The 15,541-nt window shown below is 66.3% G+C and carries 15 protein-coding genes; 7 read left to right on the top strand and 8 right to left on the bottom strand.

Annotated features, from left to right (window positions below):
• Positions 1-2: 2 nt before the first annotated feature.
• The 3 genes from PV781_RS01025 to PV781_RS01015 all read right to left on the bottom strand — a co-directional run bounded on the left by PV781_RS01025 (position 3) and on the right by PV781_RS01015 (position 3,772).
• Entirely contained in the window at positions 3-1,400 is a 1,398-nt protein-coding gene (locus PV781_RS01025) for a dihydroorotase (protein WP_274773785.1), read from the bottom strand.
• 64 nt (positions 1,401-1,464) lie between these two features.
• Positions 1,465-2,562: a CobW family GTP-binding protein gene (locus PV781_RS01020; RefSeq protein ID WP_274773784.1), complete on the bottom strand. Its 1,098-nt coding sequence runs from the start codon at positions 2,560-2,562 to the stop codon at positions 1,465-1,467.
• Positions 2,563-2,782: 220 nt separating this feature from the next.
• Positions 2,783-3,772 (bottom strand): ABC transporter substrate-binding protein, encoded by a 990-nt coding sequence (locus PV781_RS01015; RefSeq protein ID WP_274773783.1) that lies wholly within the window; start codon positions 3,770-3,772, stop codon positions 2,783-2,785.
• 261 nt (positions 3,773-4,033) lie between these two features.
• On the opposite strand from PV781_RS01015, the gene PV781_RS01010 reads away from it, so the two are divergent.
• Positions 4,034-4,804 carry an IclR family transcriptional regulator gene (locus PV781_RS01010; protein WP_274773782.1) on the top strand — a complete coding sequence of 257 codons (771 nt, stop codon included), beginning with the start codon at positions 4,034-4,036 and terminating at the stop codon, positions 4,802-4,804.
• A gap of 31 nt (positions 4,805-4,835) precedes the next feature.
• On the opposite strand, the gene PV781_RS01005 is transcribed toward PV781_RS01010, so the two are convergent.
• Positions 4,836-5,591 (bottom strand): TrmB family transcriptional regulator, encoded by a 756-nt coding sequence (locus PV781_RS01005; RefSeq protein WP_274773781.1) that lies wholly within the window; start codon positions 5,589-5,591, stop codon positions 4,836-4,838.
• A gap of 255 nt (positions 5,592-5,846) precedes the next feature.
• On the opposite strand from PV781_RS01005, the gene PV781_RS01000 reads away from it, so the two are divergent.
• From PV781_RS01000 to PV781_RS00975, 6 genes are all read left to right on the top strand, one after another.
• Positions 5,847-6,692 (top strand): ABC transporter permease, encoded by an 846-nt coding sequence (locus tag PV781_RS01000; protein ID WP_274773780.1) that lies wholly within the window; start codon positions 5,847-5,849, stop codon positions 6,690-6,692.
• Between the two features lie 10 nt (positions 6,693-6,702).
• Positions 6,703-7,542 (top strand): ABC transporter ATP-binding protein, encoded by an 840-nt coding sequence (locus PV781_RS00995; RefSeq protein ID WP_274773779.1) that lies wholly within the window; start codon positions 6,703-6,705, stop codon positions 7,540-7,542.
• A 3-nt stretch (positions 7,543-7,545) separates the two neighbouring features.
• Positions 7,546-8,601 (top strand): ABC transporter substrate-binding protein, encoded by a 1,056-nt coding sequence (locus PV781_RS00990; RefSeq protein ID WP_274773778.1) that lies wholly within the window; start codon positions 7,546-7,548, stop codon positions 8,599-8,601.
• A gap of 89 nt (positions 8,602-8,690) precedes the next feature.
• On the top strand, positions 8,691-9,419 hold the full coding sequence (locus PV781_RS00985) for a flavin reductase family protein (protein WP_274773777.1): 729 nt from the start codon (positions 8,691-8,693) through the stop codon (positions 9,417-9,419).
• Positions 9,420-9,424: 5 nt separating this feature from the next.
• Positions 9,425-10,369 (top strand): carbon-nitrogen hydrolase family protein, encoded by a 945-nt coding sequence (locus tag PV781_RS00980; protein WP_274773776.1) that lies wholly within the window; start codon positions 9,425-9,427, stop codon positions 10,367-10,369.
• 315 nt (positions 10,370-10,684) lie between these two features.
• Positions 10,685-11,197 carry a ferritin-like domain-containing protein gene (locus PV781_RS00975; protein ID WP_274773775.1) on the top strand — a complete coding sequence of 171 codons (513 nt, stop codon included), beginning with the start codon at positions 10,685-10,687 and terminating at the stop codon, positions 11,195-11,197.
• A gap of 163 nt (positions 11,198-11,360) precedes the next feature.
• On the opposite strand, the gene PV781_RS00970 is transcribed toward PV781_RS00975, so the two are convergent.
• The 4 genes from PV781_RS00970 to PV781_RS00955 are packed head-to-tail and all read right to left on the bottom strand — an operon-like array spanning position 11,361 to position 15,466.
• Positions 11,361-12,521 carry an iron-containing alcohol dehydrogenase gene (locus PV781_RS00970; RefSeq protein ID WP_274773774.1) on the bottom strand — a complete coding sequence of 387 codons (1,161 nt, stop codon included), beginning with the start codon at positions 12,519-12,521 and terminating at the stop codon, positions 11,361-11,363.
• Between the two features lie 17 nt (positions 12,522-12,538).
• A complete protein-coding gene (locus tag PV781_RS00965; protein ID WP_274774145.1) occupies positions 12,539-14,008 on the bottom strand; it encodes an aldehyde dehydrogenase in 1,470 nt (489 codons plus the stop codon).
• A gap of 5 nt (positions 14,009-14,013) precedes the next feature.
• Positions 14,014-14,889: an alpha/beta fold hydrolase gene (locus PV781_RS00960; protein WP_274773773.1), complete on the bottom strand. Its 876-nt coding sequence runs from the start codon at positions 14,887-14,889 to the stop codon at positions 14,014-14,016.
• A complete protein-coding gene (locus PV781_RS00955) occupies positions 14,882-15,466 on the bottom strand; it encodes an amino acid synthesis family protein (RefSeq protein WP_274773772.1) in 585 nt (194 codons plus the stop codon). Before PV781_RS00955 ends, PV781_RS00960 begins: the two co-directional genes overlap by 8 nt.
• Positions 15,467-15,541: the final 75 nt, after the last annotated feature.

The raw sequence follows: 15,541 nt of genomic DNA, 5'->3' as shown, positions 1-15,541 counted from the left end.
GATCAGGCCTTCGCGCGGGGCGGCTGCTTGGCGATGGCCTGCTTGCCGTAGCCCTTCTCGCCCACCACCTGCCCGTCCACATAGACGGTGCGGCCGCGCACCAGCGTGCGGACCGGCTTTCCGGTAAATTTGCGGCCGGCATAGGGGCTCCAACCGGTCAGCGAGAGCACGTCCTCGTCGCGGACTTCATATTCCTGGTCAAGATCCACCAAAACCAGGTCGGCATGGTTGCCGGGCACGATGGCGCCCTTCTTTTCCAGGCCGAACAGCCGCGCCGGCGCCGTCGAGCAGGCTTCCACCACGCGCTCCAGCGAAAGCTTGCCCTCGCGCGCGGCGGTCAGGAACATGGAGAGATAGAATTGGGTGGAGGGGGTGCCGGTATGGGCTTTCCAGCCGTCCACCCAGCCGATTTCCTTCTCTTCCTTCAGATGTGGCGCGTGGTCGGTGGCGATGATGTCGATGGTGCCGTCGCGCACGCCTTCCCACAGGCCGGGCACGTTCTTTTCCGGCACCCAATAGGACAGGGCATAGGAGCCGAGCCGCTGGATGGACGACCAGTCACAGCCCAGGAACAGCGCCCAGGGATTGAGTTCGCAGGTCACCTTCTGCCCCGCCGCCTTGGCCTTGCGGATGAGGTCCACGGAGCCGGCGGTCTGGGTGTGCAGGATGTGCAGGTGGCAGCCGGCGGCCTTCTGGAGACGCAAGAGGGTGGCGATGGCGGTTTCCCAGATCACGCCATCATGGGCGGCATAGGCCTTGGCGTAGGCCAGGGCGTCGCGTTCGCCGCGCGCCCAATATTCCTGCTCGATTACATCCATCAGCGCCTGGTCGTGCGGATGAACCATGAGCGGCACATTGACCTTGGCGCAGGCCTGCATGATCTCCAGGATCTTGCCGTGGTCATGCACGCCGATGCCCGGCATGTGCGGATAGGAGCGCCCGGTATCCACCACCATGAAGAACTTGAAGGCCGCGATGCCTTCCTGCGCCATGGCCGGCACTTCTTCCAGGATGGTGGGGGCCGGATTGAAGTTCCAGTCCACGACCGCATCCCGCTCATAGATGGCGAACTGCTTCTTCAGCAGATCGAGCGTGTTCGGCGGCGGGGTCACGTTGGGCATGGCCACCGAAGTGGTGACGCCGCCGGCCGCGCACTGGCGGGTGGAGGTGTAGATGGTGTCCTTGTATTCAAAGCCCGGCTCCGAGCCTTCCCGATGATGGGAATGCATGTCGATGACGCCCGGCAGGACGGCGAGGCCCTTGGCATCGATCTCGGTCTCGGCGGCGGGTTCCGTACCGGGCTCATAGAGCCCCGCGATCAAGCCGTCCTTGATGCCCACGGAGCCCTCGAAGCGTCCGTTGGGAGTGATGACAAGGCCATTGCGGATCAGGCAGTCCATGGGGTCCTTCCAGGGTCGGCGCGCCGGGTCGACGCCCGGCTTGCGGATGAGATAAGGTTGAACGTCAGGCGTGGTGGGCGGCCGCCGTCGGGGCGGCGCCGGACGAGGGCACCGGCGGGGACCCGACCGGGCGGGAGCGGATGGTGGCGAGCACCTCGGCCACATAGTCGCGCCCGAGATCGCGGGTGATGAACACGATCTGCGAGCGGCGCGGGCCGTCCGGCCAAGCCTTCAGTTCGAACGGGGGGTGGAACAGGTGCTGCACCGCCTGCACGACAATGGGCCGCTCGCGGCCTTCCACGTCGATGATGCCTTTCACGCGCAGCAGGTCATTGCCATGGGCGATCACCAGAGCGTCCAGCCAATGGGCCACATGCTCCCAGGCCAGCGGCTCCTCGAAGGAGAGGCAGAAGGAGCCGATGCGGGAATCGTGGCGGTTCACATCATGCTGGTGGCCATGGTGATGGTGCCCATGGCTGGCGTGCGCATCCGCATAGGCCTGCGCGTTGAGCCATGCGGTGACATCGGCGCTCTTGGCGGCGGGGTCATAGAGCGCGGTTCCCGCGACGCTGTCGGCGGGCGGCGGACTGGCGGGAGAGGCGATGGACACCCGCGCGCCGCGATTGAGGGCGCGCAGGCGCGTCAGCAAATCGGGGGAGGGCGGGGCGATGTCCGACTTGGTGAGGATCAGGTGGTCCGCCACCGCCGCCTGCTTCACCGCCTCGGGATGATTGTCGAGGGTCGCCATGCCCTGCACGCCGTCGACCGCCGTGATCACACGGTCCAGGGCGAACTTGCCGGCGACGGGAAAGGTCATCAGCGCCTGGATGACGGGGACGGGATCGGCAAGGCCTGTGGTCTCGATGAAGACGCGGTTGAAGGCGCGCACTTCGCCTCGCTCGCGGCGCTCGTTGAGTTCTCGCAGCGTATCCACCAGATCTCCGCGCACGGTGCAGCACAGGCAGCCGGTGGACAGCTCGATGGTGTTGTCGCTGGAGGAGGCGATCAGCGCGTGGTCGATGCCCACCTCGCCGAACTCGTTCACGATCACAGCCGCATCGGCGAGCGCCGGGCTCATGAGCCAGGCATTGAGCAGCGTGGTCTTACCGCTGCCGAGGAAGCCGGTGAGCAGGCTCGTGGGAATTCGGGGGGTGGCGGTCATGGAGGTCCTCGGGAGCGGAGGCCGGATCAGCTTCGGGCCAAGCACCGTCGTTCCGGCACACGGGGCCGGCGCGCGGAAGATCGGGGAGGGATGAGCGCCGCCGCGCAGGACGCGCAGGCGTGCCATTGCGGCGGCGCTCAGATCCGGCCGGCGACGGTCAGGGCTTCGTCACAGGCTGGACAGGTATGGACAATGCGCGGGGGGCTCTGCCCCCTCTCAACTACTTCGCAGCCAGGAAGCTGGGATCGAAATATCGGGACAACTCGAACGGCTTCTCTGAGGCGGGATTGGCCCCTACGGCGCGGTCGATGGTGATGAGATTCTGGAGGCTGGCCGCGCTGACCCCGAGGTCCGCCGGAATGGCCTTCTGCTGCTCCACGATGAAGGCGTAGGAGTCCGCGCAGATGTCCCGATCCACCTTGGTGTAGGCGGCCAGGATGTCGATGGCCTTCTGCTTGTTGGCCGGATCGTTGATGAAGGCCGCCGCCTTGCGCGTCGCCTGCGTGAGAGCGATAGCGGACTTCGGATCCTTCTTCGCCCAGTCCTTGTTCAGGATGAGCGGGGTCTGGAGATAGTCTTCGGTGTAATCGTCCAGTACCTTCATGCCGTCGCGCTGGGCGATGGTGTCGAAGGGGGCGATCAGCAGAGAGCCGGACACTTGCCCGTTTTGCAGGGCGACCACGCGATCCTTGGAATTGGCCATGGCGACCATCTGCACGCCGCGCGGATCCACGCCGTTCCGTTGCAGCAGGAAGCGCATGAGATTGGCTGTGCCGCCCTCGACGCCGCCAGCGGTGACCGGCTTGCCGGCCATTTCCGACACCTTCGTCACGCCCTTGCCGCCCACGAGTCGCAGGATGGACTTGCCGAGGACTGCGCCGGAAATGATGACCGGGGCATCCTTGTCTATGGCGCGCATGGCGAGGTCCGCCACAGAGATGCCCGCCTCGACGCTGCCGGAGGACACGGCCTGAAGCAGAGCCGGGCTGCCGGCGGCGGTCAGTTCCTTCACCGCAATGCCGCGCTCGGCATAGAAGCCCTGGTCCTTGGCGATGGCGTGAAGCCACAGCAGGGAGCTTGGCGCCAGCATGGCGACCCGCACTTCGGTCAGTTGCTGGGCCTTGGCCGCAGGGGACGCCAGGGTCACGGCACCGAATGCAATGGACGCCACGACGGCGCAGCGGGCCGCCCCGAAAAGCCAGTTCTTCATGTCGGTTCCACCGTCTGCGCGGCCAGGCCGCTGGTCCCATCTGGATTGCTGCCTCTTGCGGGCGGCATGGGAGGGAGTGTGGGCAAAAGGCGGGGGGCTTGCAAGTACATTTTGCCAATATTTGGCAATTTCAATTTTTTGCTAAGATGCGTTATCTGGTGAGCAGGCGCGGCCTAAGGGTGGCGACTCTAAGTTTCATGAAATGATATAAAGTATCCTTTTGAGATGTTCCGCCGCGGCTGGCGGCGGGCGGCGGGGGTCATGAGCGGTCAAAGTCATCTTCTTTCCATTCTTCAACTCTTCGACACGGGTGGTCCGGTGTGGACGGTGGAGGAAATCGCCCGCACGCTCGGCCTGTCCGTGCGCACCGCCTATCGCAACGTGCGCGAGCTGACACAGGCCGGCATGCTCGATCCCGTGGCCGGCGCGGGCTACGTGCTGGGGCCCGCCTTCATCCGCTTCGACCGGATCATCCGCCAGACCGACCCCCTGGTGGGCGTGGCCTCGCCCTTCATGGAGCAGGTTCTCGAGGAGACCAGCCAGAGCGCCAGTGTCATCCTGTGCCGACGGTTTCGCGACTGCGTGATGAGCGTTCACATGGTGGAGGGCGCAAGCCCCCATCCGCGCGCCAGCTACGAGCGGGGGGCGGCCATGTCGCTGTTTCGCGGCGCGCCAGCCAAGGTCATCCTGGCCTTCCTGCCGGACCGCGTGTTGCGCAATCTCTATCTGCGCCACGAGCAGGATTTGCGCGAGGCGGGCTGCGAGTCCTGGGCCGCCTTCAAGGACCAGCTCCGGCCGGTGAAGAAGAACGGCTATGCCATGACGCTCTCCGAAATCGGCACCGGTCGCGCCGGCATTGCGGCGCCTATCCTGCGGGGCGGACAAGTGGTCGCGAGCATCAGCCTGGTGGTGACCGATGACGTGGCGCGCGAGCCCGAGCGCACAGCTATCTATGCCGCTGCCATGAAGGACACGGCCGCCCGGATTTCAGCGAAGCTGGAGGACGAGGCGACACCCTTCGCGCGTGCCTGACAAGACGGGGCGAGGGGGGGGCGAGCCGGTCTCATGGAACCGCGGGGGAGGGCGTGCTGAGGCTCCACATGGCGTCGAACATGGAAGCCTGGAAGGCGGCGAACTCGGCGCTGTCGATGATCATGCCGTAGCTTTCCCGCGCCGACGAGATCAGCGCCACCTTGTGCCCATAGATGAAGCAGGTCATGGCGAGCGTGTGCTCGGGCGGGGCATAGCGCAGTTCCCGGCACTGCTCGCTGCTGGACGGCCAAATTGGGACGATATCCCTCTCCGCCGAGCGGATGACGTGCAGCCAGATGCCCCGGCGCGCGCGCTCGTTGAGGTAGCGCTCCATCTCCTCCAGCCCCGGCTCGGCCATGAGTTCCTTCATGGACAAGGTGGCGCGCAAGACCTTGTCGCCGCTGTTCAGCGTATCCCATAGCGTTGTGCGGATGCCGTCGGGTCCGGGATGAAAGCGCACGTTCGGCTTGCCGCTCTCATGGTGATACATGGAGCGCAGGACCGGCATCACGTCCTCAAGCATCTGCCGCCGCGCCTCAATGCGCTCCAGCAGCACGCCGGGATCTTGCGCCACCACGAAGCGCCGTTTGCCGTGGTCCACGAAGCGGATGAGCCCTTCGGACTCCAGCTTGGCCAGGGCGTCGTGAGCGGTGGTGCGGGCAAGGCCCGCCTTGACGGCGACCTCCGTGACCGAGGCGCCACCGAGGCTCACCGCCGTCAGATAAAGCTTGTAGAGCGTCCCGGTGATGCCGATCCGGGCCAGCTTTTCTTCAATGTCGGTCGTCACGCCACATCCCCCAATGCGGGGAGAATGTCCGATCTTCCCCCCGCCGTCTATCGTCGGTTTTATCCGATATAAAAATGATGCGACGCCCAAATTCTGAGCGTGAATTTGGGCATTTGCGCGAAAAAGCGCCTCTAAATGCGCGATCAACGCCCATTCTCGGGCGGGAATCGAATTGACGGAAAATGCCGACAATAATAGCGTCTGGGTCACCCGGTCGCTGAGGTGCGCCGGACCATCACGCAAAGGAGGTTGCCGATGGAAGCAGAGGCCAATGCGGGCGCGCTGGCCGCCCAGCCTGCCGCGAGCAGGCCGGCGAGACGCTTCCCGCCTGTCTCTCGCCTCTTTGCCAACCGGTCGGTCCGCGCGGGGCTGGGCCTTGCCGCCTTCTTCGGCTTCTGGCAGGCGGTGTGCGGGCTCGGGCTGGTGGACGGCTTCCTTCTCCCCTCTCCGGTGGCCGTCGCACAGGCCCTGTGGGAAATGGCGGTGGACGGCTCCCTCTGGGTGCATCTGGCGGCCAGCCTCCAGCGCGTGGCGGTGGGCTTCTTTCTGGCCTGCATCGTCGGGCTGGCGCTCGGCCTCATCTGCGGCTGGTGGCGGCCGGTTTCGGACTTCGTGCGCCCGGTCGTCGAGGCACTCCGACCCATTCCGCCACTGGCCTGGATCCCCATTACCATCCTGTGGTTCGGCCTGGGGGATGCGGCGTCCTACTTCCTCGTGTTCCTGGGCGCCGTCTTCCCGGCCTTCGTCGCCACCTACACGGCGGTGCGCGGGCTCGACCGCAACCAGATGAATGCCGCGCTCTGTCTCGGCGCCAAGCCCTGGCAATTGTTCTGGGACGTGCTGATCCCCGCCTCGCTGCCCATCATCCTCCCAGGCCTTCGCATCGCGCTCGGCGTCGGCTGGATGTGCGTGGTGACGGCGGAGCTGATCGCCGCCCAGACCGGCCTTGGCTACCTGATCCAGCAATCCCGCATGCTGTTCCAGATCAACAATGTGGTCGCCGGCATGGTCACGATCGGCCTGGTGGGCTTCGCCATGTCCGTCATTCTCGAACGGATTGAGCGGCGTGTGAATGCCTGGGCTCCCTCCGAGCGCAATTGAGGAGAACGCCATGGTCGCCCTCGCTCGCCTTCCTGCCGATTTCTCCTCCCTCGCGCCCGAGGCCTCGCCCGCCGACATCCAGATCGACATCCGCAATGTGGGCAAGGTCTATGGCGGCACCGCCTCCGACCATGCCGTGATCGCGCTCGATGGCGTGAACCTGCGAATCCGGCGCGGTGAATTCATCTCGCTGCTCGGTCCCTCCGGCTGCGGCAAGTCCACCCTGCTTGGCATCATCGCCGGTTTCCAGTCCGCCAGCAGCGGACAGTTGCTCCAGGATGGCCGGCCCATCACCCGCCCTGGCCCCTCGCGCACGGTGGTGTTCCAGGATTATGCGCTCTTTGGCTGGATGACGGTGCAGCAGAACGTGGAATTCGGCCTGAAAGCCAAGGGCATGCCCAAGGCTGAGCGGGCCGAGATCGCCCGGGCCCTGATTGCAATGGTGCGGCTGAACGGCTTCGAGGACAAATATCCCCACCAGATGTCCGGCGGCATGAAGCAGCGCGCCGCCATCGCCCGGGCGCTCGCGCCCGATCCGGACATCCTGCTCATGGACGAGCCGTTCGGCGCGCTCGATGCCCAGACCCGCGTGCTGTTGCAGGAAGAGATCGCCCGCATCTCATCCGAGGCTGGCAAGACGGTGATTTTCGTGACCCACGGCATCGACGAGGCGGTCTTCCTGGCCGACCGCGTGGTGGTCATGAGCCCGCGCCCGGGCCGGGTGCGCGACGAGGTGCTGGTGCCGCTCCCGAGGCCGCGGACGGCCGAGATGCGCTCCGACCCATGGTTCGTCTCCACGGTCAACGACCTGTGGGAGACGCTCAAGCCGGAATGGCAGAAAGGGGAATAGACCGTGACCTCAGGAATTTCGCGCCGCCGCTTCGGCCAGCTCGCCGCTGGCCTTGCCGCCTCCCTCCCACTGGCGATGCCGTCGGTTCTGCGCGCCCAGGAGGGCGACGTGGTCCGCATGTGCTGGTTCAACACGACCACCGTGTCGGCCCAGATCGCCCATGTCCTGATGCGCACGGACATCCCGGCCCGCAACGGCCTCAAGATGGAGATGATTCAGCTTGCCGCCTCGCCGGCCATCACCGAGGCCCTGGTCTCGGGTGCGGGCGACGTGGGCACGCTCTCGGACTTTGCTGCCGTGACCACCATGGCCATCGGCGCGCCGGTGACCACAGTCGCCTCCCAGGCCCGGTTCCGCTCGGCGGTGCTGGCCACCAAGAAGTCCGGCATCACCAGCCTGGCGGACCTGAAGGGCAAGCAGGTCTACGGCACCTTCGGCATCACCGCCTTCCAGAATGCGCAGGATGCGGTTCTCAAGGCTGGCCTCACGCCGGGCAAGGACGTGACCTTCGTCAATGTGGGGCCAGCGGAACTGGCCGATGCGGTGGGCGCACAGCGCATCGATGCCTTCTTCTCCTATGACCCGTTCGTCAGCTATTTCGAGAGCACGGGCGCCGCGCAGGTCATCTCGCAGAACGTATCCCCGGTCATCGTGCTTGCCGCCAACAACCGGTTCCTTCAGCAGAAGCCGGACGTTCTGAAGCGCCTGCTCATCGCCAATTCCGAGGCGCTGTTCTTCGCCGCCCAGAACAATGACCTGGTGAATGGCTGGTTCCGCACCCTGGAGCCCGCCAAGAACATCCCCGAGCCCGTGCTGCAGAAGGCGTCCAGCTACGATCCGGCCTGGAGCGCCAAGTCCTTCGCAGACATCCGCGCCACCCTCTCGCCCGAGCAGATCGCGCAAATGGAGGCGCTGGCCAAGTGGGGCGTGGACGCCAAGCTCCTGCCGCGCCTGCCGGACGTGCCGAAATTCATCAATACCGCCATCGCCGCTGCTGCGGACAAGGAAGCGGCGGCGCTGAACTTCGACGTGAAGAGCGTGAAGATCCTGCGCGCCTGACCGGCGCGCCGTCCTCCCCCGACCGGCGGCGCGTTCCGGCGCGCCGCCCCTAGCCGCACCGCCCACCGGCGTCGCGCAGCAGGACCATCATGACCAGCATTCCGGCACAGGCGGACGTGGCACGTCTGGAGCGGCCCAGCCCCAGCCCCGACCCGCAGAGCGCCACGCGCCATTTTGATTTTTCCATCCTGCCGCCGGAGGCGCGCTATCGGCTGCTGGCCTCCACCATCATGCCCCGCCCAGTGGCCTGGGTGGTCACGTGCAACGCGGATGGCGTGGTGAATGCCGCGCCCTATTCCTTCTTCAACCTGTTCGGCGCCGACCGGCCGGTGGTGGCGCTGGGCATCCTGGCCCGTCCGGGGCAGCCCAAGGATACGGCGGCCAACATTTCCGCGACCGGGGAATTCGTCATCAACCTCGTGCCTTTCGCCCTGGTGGAGGCCATGAATGCCACCTGTGTGGAAGCCCCTCCGGAGGTGGACGAGACGGTCCTCGCCGGCCTTGCCACGATGCCGAGCCTTGCCATCCGCCCCCCGCGCATTGCCGCCTCGCCTGTTGCCCTGGAATGCCGGCTGCTGCACCTGCTGGAGACGGGCCCAGGGCAATGGCTGGCGGTGGGCGAGGTGCTCCATGCCCACTATGCCCATTCCGTCCTCACCGGCGATCCCGAGCGTCCCCGCGTGGATGCCGACGCTCTCGATCTGGTGGGCCGCATGCACGGCCCGTCCACCTATGCCCGCACGCGGGATCTGTTCGACCTGCCGCGCCCGCTCTGGCCCCTTCCGGGCGGCGAAAGCCAGGCACAACACAAGGGATGAAGTCCATGTCCAAGGTCAAGGTCGCCGCGGTCCAGGCCGCAACCATTCCCTTTGACGGCCCGGCCGCCACCGCCCGCACGGTGGCGCTGATCGCCGAGGCCGCGGCCACCGGCGCCAAGATCGCCGTGTTCCCGGAGGCCTTTATTGGCGGCTATCCCAAGGGCCTCGACTTCGGCTGCAGCATCGGGCGCCGCACGGGGGAGGGGCGGGCGGACTTTGCCCGCTATGTGCGCGGCGCCATTGCCGTGCCCGGCCCGGAGGTGGAACAGTTGGTGGCGGCCTGCGCGGCGCACGACATCCATGCGGTGGTTGGGGTGATGGAGCGGGACGGCGGCACGCTGTATTGCACGGCACTTTATCTCGGACCGCAGGGCCTGATGGGCAAGCACCGCAAGGTGATGCCCACGGGCTCAGAACGCCTGGTTTGGGGCTTCGGCGACGGCTCGACCCTCACCGTCGTGGACACCCCCTATGGCCGCATGGGCGGCGCCATCTGCTGGGAGCACTACATGCCCCTGATGCGTGCGGCCTATTATGCCAAGGGAGTCCAGATCTGGGCCGCGCCCACGGCAGATGACCGCGAGAGCTGGATTTCCACCATGCGCCATGTGGCCATGGAGGGGCGGTGCTTTGTTATCGGCGCCTGTCAGGTGATGCGGCGGTCCGACTTCCCGGACGACTATGCCAGCCGCATCGAGGCTGCACCGGACGAATGGATGATGCACGGGCGCTCGGTCATCGTCGGACCCTTGGGCGAGATTCTCGCGGGCCCCCTGGTCGACGAGGAAGGTATCCTCACCGCCGAGATCGACCTCGACCATCTGCTGGGCGCCAAGCTCGATTTCGATCCGGTCGGTCACTACGCCCGGCCCGACCTGTTCAGCCTGCATGTGGACGAGACACCACAGATTCCGGTCATCGCCCGCACGCGCCTGGAACCGGTGGAGTAGGTATCCCGGCAGTCCGGAAGGGACGATGGTGCGCCGCCGGGCAGGCCCGGCCGCAAGGGCGTCGTTCTTGTCGCACCGTCCATAACGCGGACTGCACTGTCCTCTTAAAGGTCAAGAATACGCTTTATGAAGTCGTTGGCCATGCAATAAACTGACTCCTTATACGCGATGAATGGCGCGGCGAAGCTGATGTTGTCGCCGCTTTCCGTAGCGAAAACGAACCAAAGGGCCGCGTGAACGTTGAGGGTAGGAGGAAATGGCGGTTTGGCCGCCGTTCCCGTTCACAGAACAACGTTCACACCACAGGAGCGACCCTTGGCAGACGAGACCCTTCGCGACATCTTCACCGTCGGCCTGCGCAACGCGCACGCGTTGGAAAACGAGGCCCTGTCGATCATGAATCGGCAGCTGGACCGGCTGGAAAGCTATCCCGATCTTGCAGCGCGGCTTCGCACGCATGTCTCCGAGACGGAAGCTCAGGCGAGGCGCCTTGAAGACATTTTGGCGGGACTGGGGGAGAGTGAGTCCTCCTTCAAGGACACAGCGGCCTCCTTCATGGGCAACATGGCGGCCATGGGCCACAGCATGGCGGACGACGAAGTCCTCAAGAACAGCTTCGCCGACTTTGCATTCGAGAATTACGAGATTGCGTCCTACCGCTCTCTCATCACCATGGCCGAGACAGGCGGCTTCTCCGCCGCTATCCCATTGCTCCAGAAGTCTCTCGACGAGGAGGTGGAGATGGCGGCGTGGCTGGAGCAGCACCTGCCGGCTGTGACGCAGCAATATCTGGCCTTGGAAGCGGCGGGCCTCAAGGCCAATCGGTGATCAGCGCTGCCATGTGGGGGCAGCCCCACATGGCAATGGCGCAGGCTATCCAGAGTGGTCGCACGGCTAGAGGGTGTCGCTTCTGCCCAAGGGGCGATGCCCTCTTCCCACATGGCAGGCGAAGCCCGGACCGCCTCCTCTGCAACGGGTTCTGAGTGCGGCCTCAGTCCCAAGCCGCCTCGTAGAGCGAGAGGGTCTCTTCCAGGGTGGGGACCCTTGGATTGTTGCCTGGGGTTCCAGAGGCAAGCGCCTGGCGGGCCATTTCCGGGATCAGCTCCCGATACCGGATTTCGTCGATGCCATAAGCCTTTGGCGTGGGGACCTTCAAGCGATTATTGAGCCCCCGGAAGCCTTCCACGAGACGCTGGCACGCTTCCCCATCTTCCATGCCGTCCGGGGCCCAGCCCAAAGCGCGGGCCGCGGACGCATAGGCGTCGGGGGCGGCGGAGAGGGAGAAGTCCGTCACCAGGGGCAGCAGCATGGCGTTGGACAGGCCATGGGGTACATGGAAGAAGGCGCCGATGGGCCGGCTGAGGCCATGGATGAGGGCGGTGGACGTGTTGGACACCGCAAGGCCCGCATGGGTCGCGCCTAACATCATGGCTTCACGGGCTTTTCTGTCACCAGGCGTAGTGGCTGCGATCTCCAGGTTCGCGCCGATCAGCTTCAGCGCCGAAAGGGCGAGGGCATCCGCATGGGGATTGCGGTTGCGGTTGATGAGGGCTTCCAGGGCGTGGGTGAGGGCGTCCAGGCCGGTGTCCACGGTGACCCGGAAGGGGCAGGTGAGGGTCAGCTCATAGTCGACAATGGCAGCAGCCGGCAGGGCAGAAGTGCCTAGAATCAACATCTTCTCGTGGCGCTCGGTGTCGGTGATGACACAGGCGCGGGTCACCTCGCTGCCCGTCCCAGCCGTGGTGGGGATGGCCACCAGGGGCAGGGTGGCAAGGTCGACGATGCGGGGAACCTTCAGGCCGCGGATCTCCTCGCCGGTGCTGGCAACGATGGCAGCCCCCTTGGCGGTGTCGATGGCGCTGCCGCCGCCGAAGCCGATCACGCCGTCACACCCGTTAGATTTCAAGAGCTTGACCGCATCGAGCACGCTGGTGTCGGTGGGGTCCTCCACCACCTGCGAGAACACCACCGGCGCCGTCCCCGCTGCCTCCAGGGCCGCGATGGCGGCATCCGCGAGGCCGAGGCGCAGGATGGTGGGATCGATCACCAGGAGCGGCTTGCGCACGCCGAGGCGGGCGAGAAGTTCCGGCAGGAATTTCAGGCTTCCGCCCCCGATCAAGAGTTCGCGGGGGGTGAGGATGCGGTTGATCATGGTTCGGCTCCCGGCGCTCAGCGCATCACGAAGGGATCGGGAATGGGGGCGTCGGAGGTGTTGATCCAGACCGTCTTGGTGCGGGTGTAGTCGCGGATGGAATCCGCCCCCGCCTCCCGGCCCAATCCGGACAGGCCATAGCCGCCGAAGGGCGCCATGGGGGAGACCGCGCGATAGGTGTTCACCCAGACAATTCCCGCGCGAATGGAAGCACTTAGCCGATGGGCGCGGGCCAGGTTCGTGGTGAAGACGCCGCTTGCGAGACCAAAGGGAGTATCGTTGGCCTTGGCCAGGGCCTCCTCCTCGGTGTCGAAGGTGGTGGCGCTCAGGACCGGGCCGAAGAATTCGGAGCGGAAACAGGGGATCTGCGTGTCTTCAGACCGGAGGATGGTCGGAGCAACATAGAATCCGCGCGAGAATCCCTCTGCTTTGCCTCCTCCGGTTATGAGTTCCGCCCCCGCCGAAAGGCTGGCGGCGATGGTTGATTCCAGATGGGTGACCTGCCGGGCGGTGGCGAGCGGGCCCATCTCGGTGGCGGCGTCCTGCGGGTCGCCAATGCGGATGGCTTTCGCCTTGTCAGCCAGGAGCTTAAGGAAGGGCTCGGCGATCTTGCGCTCCACCAGGAGGCGGGAGCCGGCTGTGCAGCTCTGGCCGGAGGCGGCGAAGATGCCGGCCACCACGGCGTTCGCCGCGCTCTCGAAATGGGCGTCGGAGAAGACCAGAACAGGCGACTTTCCACCCAATTCTAGGCTTGTATAGGCCAGATTTTCCGCGCTGTTCCTCACGATCTGCCGGGCGGTCTCCGGACCACCCGTAAACGCGATCCGGGCGACCAGGGGGTGGGTGGTCAGCGCTGCCCCGCAGTCGGCTCCGAAGCCGGTCAGGATGTTCACCACACCCGGCGGGAAGCCCGCCTCCTCGACGAGGCGGGCGAAGCCCAAGAGGGGGGCAGGGCCGTCCTCGGAGGCCTTGAGCACCACCGCACAGCCGGCGGCCAGCGCCGGACCGAGCTTCACGGCGGACAGGAAGAGCTGGGAGTTCCAGGGCACGATGGCGGCGACGACTCCGATGGGTTCGGGCCGCAGGGTTACGTCCATGTCCGCCTTGTCGATGGGCAAGACCATGCCGTGATGCTTGTCGGCAAGGCCGCCGAAATAGCGGTAATAGGAGCCCACATAGCCGATCTGGGCGCGGGTCTCGCGGATGATCTTGCCGGTGTCGCGGGTTTCCAGCTCGGCCAGTTCGGCGGCGTGGGCTGTGACCAGGTCGCCCAGGCGATAGAGCAGCCGGCCGCGCTCGGTGGCGGTCATCCGCGCCCAGGGACCTTCCCGCATGGCGCGGTGGGCGGCGCGGACCGCCCGGTCCACATCCTCGGCGCCGGCGCGGGGCATGCGGGCCCAGACTTCCTCGCGGGAGGGGTCGATGCTGTCGAAGGTCTGGGCCGGGGTCTCGAAGGCACCGTCAATATAGTGGGCGAAGGTCGTGATCTCGGTCATGGGCCGACCTCGGCGGGCAGAGGGCGGGAAGCGTCGGCGGGCGTCTCGTCAAGGAAGGCGATGAGCCGGCTATTGATCTCGTCGGGATGGGTGAGCGCCATCATGTGCCGCACGCCGGGCACGATCTCGGCGCGGGCGCACGGGGCGATCCGGGCCATCTCGCGGGACATGGCGGGCGAGGAATTGGCATCGAACTCGCCGGTGATGAACAGCGCCGGCACCTTCAGCCCCGGCAAAGCCGGGGCCAGCGCCTCGTCGGAGGTGGCGAACAGCCAATAGGTGCGGCGATAGCCTTCCACATTCACCGTGCGCAGGGCGGCGCTGGAAAGCGCGGCGGCCAGTTCCAGGTTCGCCGGCACGGGATCGCCGAACCAGCGGGCGAGGGTCGGGGCGATGGAGGCGGAAAAGCCCTTTTCCTCCAGCTCCACGGCGCGGGCCTGCACGGCTTGCTTCAGCTCGGGCGAGCGGCGGAAGACGGCGTTCATGGCGATGAGCCGGCTCACCCGCTCGGGGTTGCGCAGGGCCGTGTGGGTGGCCACCAGCGCCCCCATGGAATGACCCACCAGCGCCGCTGCCGGAATGCCCAGCGCATCGAGCAGCCCGATCACCGCATCGGCATAATCGTCCAGGGTCGGCGGATCGGGCGGCAGGAGGGAGCCGCCATGGCCGGGCATGTCGAGGGCGATGACGTCATGTGCGGCGGCAAGCGCCGCCATCTGAGGCTGCCAGATGGCGGCATTCATGCCCACCCCGTGAATGAGCACCACCACCGGGCCCGCGCCCTGGCGCAGATAGGTGATGTCCCCGGACACGCCGCCGCCGCGCAGATGCACCCGGGCCGCGCCTTGGGCGAGGGAAGGTCGCTCAGCCATGGAGGTCCTTCAGGCTTTCGAGGTCTTTGTAGCGGTCGCCGATGCGGTGATGGGGCCGCCCGCCAATGGAGGCGCCCAGCGCCACCACCAGTTCGTCGGGGGCGGGGGCATCGGGAATGGAGAAGTGGACCGTGAGGTAATGGGAGCGCCGGCCCTCGTCATGCTTGTCCATGAGCGGGATCATGATGGGCGTGTCCGGCCCGCCGCGCACATTGGTGAAGGCGAGGTACGTCTTGGCGCCCACGGCGCGGCGATAATGGTTGCCGAAATGCAGGGTGTGGATGAGGGCGGAGGCATGCTCCACCTCGCCGGCGGTGCCGCACAAAGCCGCCTTGCCATAGCCTTCCACCACCTCACCGGAGCCGGCGCGGCGCAGGATTTCCTCGGTCAGCAGGGCACCCAGCACAGGGGCGATGGCCATGATTTCCGGCTGGAGATCCTCCACGAAGCCGCGACCGGCCCAGGGATTGGTCAGCACCGCCGCCGCGCCGAACAGATGCAGCGGCCGAGGGGCTTCCTTGCCCCCCTCAATGAGGACCTTCTCGTCGTAATTGACCACCTTGCGAAGCTTGAGCATGGGACGCTTTCCGTAACGATATTATGGCATGCCAAAGTGCGGGAGCTGATGCGGCCCGCGGGGCGTCGCACTCGG

The sequence above is a fragment of the Aquabacter sediminis genome (assembly GCF_028863665.1).
Taxonomy (GTDB): Bacteria; Pseudomonadota; Alphaproteobacteria; order Rhizobiales; family Xanthobacteraceae; genus L1I39.
The sequence above is the reverse complement of the archived record's forward strand: the minus strand, read 5'-3'. Positions and strand labels throughout refer to the sequence as shown.

Excerpts from the sequence above, each read along its gene's own strand:
- PV781_RS01025 (WP_274773785.1), bottom strand. The coding sequence starts at position 1,400 with ATGGACTGCCTGATCCGCAATGGCCTTGTCATCACTCCCAACGGACGC.
- PV781_RS01020 (WP_274773784.1), bottom strand. The coding sequence starts at position 2,562 with ATGACCGCCACCCCCCGAATTCCCACGAGCCTGCTCACCGGCTTCCTC.
- PV781_RS01015 (WP_274773783.1), bottom strand. The coding sequence starts at position 3,772 with ATGAAGAACTGGCTTTTCGGGGCGGCCCGCTGCGCCGTCGTGGCGTCC.
- PV781_RS01010 (WP_274773782.1), top strand. The coding sequence starts at position 4,034 with ATGAGCGGTCAAAGTCATCTTCTTTCCATTCTTCAACTCTTCGACACG.
- PV781_RS01000 (WP_274773780.1), top strand. The coding sequence starts at position 5,847 with ATGGAAGCAGAGGCCAATGCGGGCGCGCTGGCCGCCCAGCCTGCCGCG.
- PV781_RS00995 (WP_274773779.1), top strand. The coding sequence starts at position 6,703 with ATGGTCGCCCTCGCTCGCCTTCCTGCCGATTTCTCCTCCCTCGCGCCC.
- PV781_RS00985 (WP_274773777.1), top strand. The coding sequence starts at position 8,691 with ATGACCAGCATTCCGGCACAGGCGGACGTGGCACGTCTGGAGCGGCCC.
- PV781_RS00980 (WP_274773776.1), top strand. The coding sequence starts at position 9,425 with ATGTCCAAGGTCAAGGTCGCCGCGGTCCAGGCCGCAACCATTCCCTTT.
- PV781_RS00970 (WP_274773774.1), bottom strand. The coding sequence starts at position 12,521 with ATGATCAACCGCATCCTCACCCCCCGCGAACTCTTGATCGGGGGCGGA.
- PV781_RS00960 (WP_274773773.1), bottom strand. The coding sequence starts at position 14,889 with ATGGCTGAGCGACCTTCCCTCGCCCAAGGCGCGGCCCGGGTGCATCTG.
- PV781_RS00955 (WP_274773772.1), bottom strand. The coding sequence starts at position 15,466 with ATGCTCAAGCTTCGCAAGGTGGTCAATTACGACGAGAAGGTCCTCATT.